Source organism: Providencia sp. (genome assembly GCF_052096715.1).
Lineage (GTDB): Bacteria > Pseudomonadota > Gammaproteobacteria > Enterobacterales > Enterobacteriaceae > Providencia.
Genome location: NZ_JBQDNB010000024.1, coordinates 53117 through 59116 on the forward strand (window position 1 = coordinate 53117; position 6000 = coordinate 59116).

The window sequence follows — 6000 nt, forward strand, 5'->3', positions numbered from 1 at the left end:
AAGTGTATTTAAGCGAAAAAAACAGCCGTAAAAATACAAATATATAATCTAGCTCGTAAAAAGACTATGCCGTAAAGAGGACTTATGCTACTACACATAATACTAGCTGCACTTGGCCCTATTGTTCTGGGTTTAGCTGTAGGATGGCTTTCAGGTAAGTATGGTTTTATTAAAAGAGAGTACTCTCAAGCATTCGCAGATTTTGTTGTCAAAATTGCATTACCTTTTGCTTTATTTTTAGCGGCAGCTCAAGCGCCACCGGATGTATTACTTAATATCGATTACTTGTTGGCTTTAGCTGTAGGTTTAATTGTTTCTTATGTGATTGGTTTTATTGTAGGGAAAGTTTTTTTCCATCACGATAAAAAAGATGCAGCCATGCAAGCGTTATCCGTTTCATTTCCCGACATGGCTTACTGTGGGCCACCCGTGCTATTAGCAACAGTAGGATCATCTGGTTTGATTGCCATGGTGTTAGGTAACCTTATTTATACCGTTATCATTATTCCATTCACCTTGTTGATGATAAGTGGTACGCAACAGGGAAATAGCATTATAAAATCTATCGGAAAAGCGATTGCTCAACCCTTAGTCTTTTTACCTGTTCTTGGCGCAATTCTCGCAATTTGTGGCATTAAATTACCTGAAATATTACAAAATTCAGTTAATGAATTAGGTAAAACCGCAGGTGGTGTGGCACTGTTTTTCCTTGGGTTACTTCTATCAGGTATTAAATTAAAAATTAATGCGGAAATTATTTTTAACGTCTTCATTAAAAACTTTGTGCAAGCCGCATTAATACTTGGCACAGGTCTTGCCCTTGGACTCCAAGATGACTTATTAAAAGCGGCATTTATTATCGGTGTATTACCCACAGCAACAGCAGTTCCTGCATTGGCGATTAGTAATAAAGCCTATACAGAAACCTCGGCAGGAACTGTATTACTCAGTACCTTAGCCGCATTAATTTCTATTATTGGCGGTATTACGATCGTCGAAATGCTTTAATTTTTTAAGGGCAGATTAACGATAATCTGCCCTATTCTTTTTATTTCCCCTCCAGCTCTATTTTATTCCCCTTATTTACGCTGATTAATCCACCTAATATTTGCAAGACAGATCACAAAAAAAGTATCATGGTGTCAAATTCTTACTTTTTATACATCTGGGAAATAAATTAAAAATGAAAATTAGCGATGAATTAGCTTCTGCTATCGCATCAGTTACCGAAGTTGCTGCCATTGCAGCTTTTGATTGGATAGGAAAACAAGACAAAAATGCAGCTGATAAAGCAGCTGTAGAGGCAATGCGTAATCGCCTTAATGAAATTGATTTTCATGGAAAAATTGTTATTGGTGAAGGAGAGATTGATGACGCACCTATGCTCTATATTGGCGAACAAGTCGGAAAACAATCCGGAAATCAGCATTTAGATATAGCCGTAGACCCCATTGATGGAACCCGTATGGTTGCCTGTAATGAGCAAAATGCGATTGCTGTACTGGCCGCTGCGCCTGCAGGTACACTATTACAAGCTCCCGACATGTATATGGAAAAAATAGTAGTCGGTGCAGCAGCTAAAGGTGCTGTACATCTGGCAAATCCGTTAGAAAAAAATCTTGAATTTCTTTCTACTGCTTTAAATAAACCTATTTCAAGCTTATCGATTGCAGTGTTAGATAAACCACGCCATCAACATATCATCAAAACCATTCGAAATTTTGGTGCGAACGTTATCACTATTCCTGACGGCGATGTGCTGACATCATTGCTAACTATCTTACCAGAGCATCCAATTGATATGATGTATGGTACTGGTGGCGCACCTGAGGGCATTATCAGTGCGGCTATTGCACGTGCTCTAGGTGGCGATATGCAAGCAAGATTAATTTCTCGCGATCAGGCTAAAGGCGACAGCGAGCAAAACAAGCAACTTGCGTTACAAGAAACCTTACGTTGTAAGCAAATGGGGATTGAAATTGGCGAAATTTTATCTCTCGATATGATGGTAAGTACTTCTGACGTTATATTTTCTGCCACCGCGATTACATCAACCGTGCTTATGGGGGGAATTTCTCACGATGACTATAGCCGTACATCGAATACTATTTTAGTTAGTGGCCACAACCGCTCATTAAAAATTATCAATAACCGCCACTTTAAATAGTCTTTTTATCTGCCTGATTCGAAAAGTACCAAATCGTTGTGACAGACAACGGAGTTACATAAAAATGAATATAGAAGTGTCGTAAATAAACGCTGAATTCGGTTAACTAAATGAATTTAATTAATTTGAATATCGAAATAGGCTAAATATAATAAAAGGGCTAAATCAGCCCTTTTATTATTATGTCATTCAAGCGAAAAATTAACGCTCAAGTGTCATACGGTTTAACATCGGTGCGGTAAAGACCATAATAATGGCGATCACACCCGTTGCAATACCAATTTTTAAGAATACATCACTATAAACCGCTAATGATTCTATTTTACTAGTTATCTCACCTTGTGGTGCAGCCGCTAGGGATGCAACATAACCGGCAATAAAGGCCGCAGCCGAGTTAGTTAAGAACCATGCGCCCATAATAAAGCCCATCAAACGCTGTGGTACCAATTGTGCTACCATTGCGAGGCCTAAACCAGAGATCATCAATTCACCGATGCTTTGGAAACCATAACAAATAACCAGCCATTCTACGGAAACAATACCCGCGTCATTAGCAAACTTAGCACCTAGAGGTAAAATCAAGAATGCTGCAGAACAAAGTACCATACCAATAGCAAACTTATGCGGCATCGGTAAGTTATCGCCCATCTTATTATAAATAGCAGCTAATATTGGGCTACCAATCATAATCCACAATGGATTTAACGCTTGATACTGAGCAGGCTCAATGGCAAATCCTAACACATCATGCTCAACATTATGTAAAGCAAAGAAGTTTAGAGAAGTCGGCATCTGGCTATATAAAACAAAGAACACTATCGCTTCAAGCATTAAAATCAATGCAACTATCATTCGACGACGAGCCAAGCCAGTTAACGCCAATGTTTCTTTGATAAAAATAACTAAAATACCTAATGAAATGATCGCCAACGCAGTACGAGCAACACCGAGGTTATAAAGCAACCAATTTGAAAGTGCGATTAGTGCAACCACACCAACGATTGTAGCCAGCAATTTCGAAATAACGACCGGTTCAAAATCAGGTTTAGAGCCATGCTGAGAAACCCACTTTTTACACATAAAGAAGTTAATAAGTGTAATGATGAGGCCGACAACACTAAGAGAGAATGCGACATCCCAACCGTAATGTTTTGCCAACCAAGGGGTTGCTATCATTGAGAAGAATGAACCGATATTGACGGACATATAGTACATAGTAAATGCACCGTCCAGACGGGGATCATCTTTATCATAACAAGTAGACAATAATGAAGAGGGATTAGCTTTAAATAAACCGTTACCCACAGCTATTGTTGCTAAGCCTAAATACACCATTGACACATCATGGTCTGAGTAGGCAACAAATGCATACCCCGCAATTAAGACAATGGTTCCAAGAACAATCGCACGCTTGGTGCCAAGAACTTTGTCTCCTAACCAACCACCAATCGCAACAAAACCATAAACTAGAGCAGAAAATGCAGCGAACAGTGTAATCGATTCTGTTTCAGACATTCCCAGCACTTGGCTAAGATAAATTGGAAGTATTCCCTGAAGACCGTAATAACCAAAACGCTCCCAGAGTTCGATAGAAAAGATGAGATAGAATGAGCGAGGTTGCTTAAACGCGTTAAGACTTATTTCCTCTTTGTTATTGTTAGTTGTGGACACAAGTTACCTCTAGTACAACCTGTACATATGCAAAAAAACCACGGAACGCTATTTGCGCTCTCGCATTGTTATGATCTCAAGAATTAAAAGTCTGAAAGATTCACTTTCGGTAGGAGGAGTATCATTCCCTGACCTCAAAACAAATAAAACAGTATGTGAATATTGTTTATGAATCACGAACATTAAATTCAATGAGTTAAAGTATAATTGATTAATTATTCAACATTAACAGGAATATAAACCGCTAATGACCTATCAATCCATTATTCAATATACGTTATTTATGCACCAAAAATAAAGAATTAGCTAGTGTTAATTACTGGATGAATAGATTTTAATCGTTATTAACTTCAATATTTCACAAAATAACAACATTATTATCGACCACTAATTAATCAGATGTTCAACGATTGTTAAGAATATTATTCTATATTGAAATAATAACAGTACGTTTTTATTTAATATATTTAATTTCAGCCCCAAGGATGTCCCTAAATAACACAAAGAGGGAATATGTAGAAAATAGTACCTTGAAATTATTATTAGATAAGATAACTATCACTAATTGTGATTATCTCTACTATTCATTTAGCATGAATAGTTAGTCATTTACGTTAGATTGGATAATAAAATGGGGGAATATCAAATTTTTGATAAAAAAAAGCCCAGAAAATGAACTGGGCATAATGCATACTACTAAAGGATCTTTCAAACTATCACTACGTAGCTGCATTATTACATTACTTCGTGTAAAGAAATGAATGATGAGGGTAAATATATGAATGTTTACGCAAGCAAACAATAATATAGTTACTAATAAGACATTCATATTCCCCAGAAGGTTCATCTTTTTTTATTTTTTTTACACTTTTTCTTAGAAAAAAATAATAAAGATAACAATTTTGCTAAATTATACGAATAAATATTGATTCCTGTTTGATGATTGCATGAATGAAAACAACAGGATAACCTATCATTAGAATGCATTTGCAAAAATACGGCTGAAAGGAATAAAAGTGAAAAAAATAATTATCTCACTGCTACTCATAGGCAGTGTATTCATTCATTTAGCCTATGCGAAAACTTCCCCCCCCTTAACGGATGAACAAAGTTTACTCACACTGACTAAAACAGGAAAAGCAGAAGCCCAATTTAATTTAGCGATGTTTTATCAATCAAATCGTCAATTTGAGGATGCACTAAAATGGTATGGATTAGCTGCGGCTCAAGGTTTCACTAAAGCACAAATCAATCTTGCTCTTATGTATCAACAAGGTACAGGCATAGCTAAAGACAATAAATTGATGCTGTATTGGATGCAAACAGCCGCAGAAGCAGGTGACCCAATAGGCCAAATGAATATGGCAGAATATACTTTAAATGGTATTGATAAGATTTTAGCGAAGGATCCACAGCAAGCAGAAAATTGGTTACAAAAAGCAGCACAACAAGATTTCCCTGCGGCATTAATTACTTTGGCGTATTGGTATGAAAAAGGAACCGCAGTCACAGAGGACCCTAAGAAAGCTGAAAAAATATATCTATCCCTTGCACAAAAAGATCATCCTCAAGCTTTATATTTGCTAGGTTATCAAGCAGCAACCGGAATGTATAATAAGGTAGATTACCCTCTTGCTTTCCAATATTTTACTCGCTCCGCAAATTTAAATTTTTCACCCGCCCAAAATAGTTTAGGGATGCTATATCTCTACGGGCAAGGTGTTAAGAAAGATACAAAGTCAGCCATTAAGTGGTTAACTCTTGCTGCCGAAAAAGGTGAAGCCTCCGCTCAATTTAATTTAGCTTTAATTTATGCACGTGGCGATGGTGTTTCAGCTGACCAAGCAAAAGCATGTCATTGGTTTATTAAAGCAGCCCAACAAGGCAGCGCCGATGCACAATATGCAAGCGGTGCATGTTATCAATATGGAATGGGCGTAACACAAGATGATAATAAAGCTTTGCGCTGGTACAAGCTAGCAGCAGCCCAAGGGAATGAACGCGCGCAAAAAAAGGTACTGATTTTAGAAAATCAACAAAGATAATTCCGCCGCGATCAGAAGATCTGCATTCTACGCATAACTAATCCTCTAAATAGTTTAGATTATAGGTAGGCGGCAAATAAAGCTAATCCCTAGGAGCATACATAAGTATGTGACTAG

Annotated in this window: 4 protein-coding genes; 3 read left to right on the plus strand and 1 reads right to left on the minus strand. The window is 37.3% G+C overall.

Going from position 1 to position 6000, the window contains the following annotated elements; all coding sequences use genetic code 11:
• Window positions 1-84 precede the first annotated feature (84 nt).
• A complete protein-coding gene (locus tag ACTH6U_RS16365; protein ID WP_294107665.1) occupies window positions 85-1008 on the plus strand; it encodes an AEC family transporter in 924 nt (307 codons plus the stop codon).
• Between the two features lie 181 nt (window positions 1009-1189).
• Window positions 1190-2167: a class II fructose-bisphosphatase gene (glpX, locus tag ACTH6U_RS16370; RefSeq protein WP_441832664.1), complete on the plus strand. Its 978-nt coding sequence runs from the start codon at window positions 1190-1192 to the stop codon at window positions 2165-2167.
• A gap of 201 nt (window positions 2168-2368) precedes the next feature.
• Here the strand turns inward: glpX and dtpA are convergent, their stop codons facing one another.
• Window positions 2369-3838, minus strand: a complete 1470-nt coding sequence (gene dtpA / locus ACTH6U_RS16375) for a dipeptide/tripeptide permease DtpA (RefSeq protein WP_294107667.1) — start codon at window positions 3836-3838, stop codon at window positions 2369-2371.
• Between the two features lie 1016 nt (window positions 3839-4854).
• Between dtpA and ACTH6U_RS16380 the strand changes: the two genes are divergently transcribed.
• Window positions 4855-5883: a tetratricopeptide repeat protein gene (locus ACTH6U_RS16380; RefSeq protein WP_441829471.1), complete on the plus strand. Its 1029-nt coding sequence runs from the start codon at window positions 4855-4857 to the stop codon at window positions 5881-5883.
• Window positions 5884-6000 lie beyond the last annotated feature (117 nt).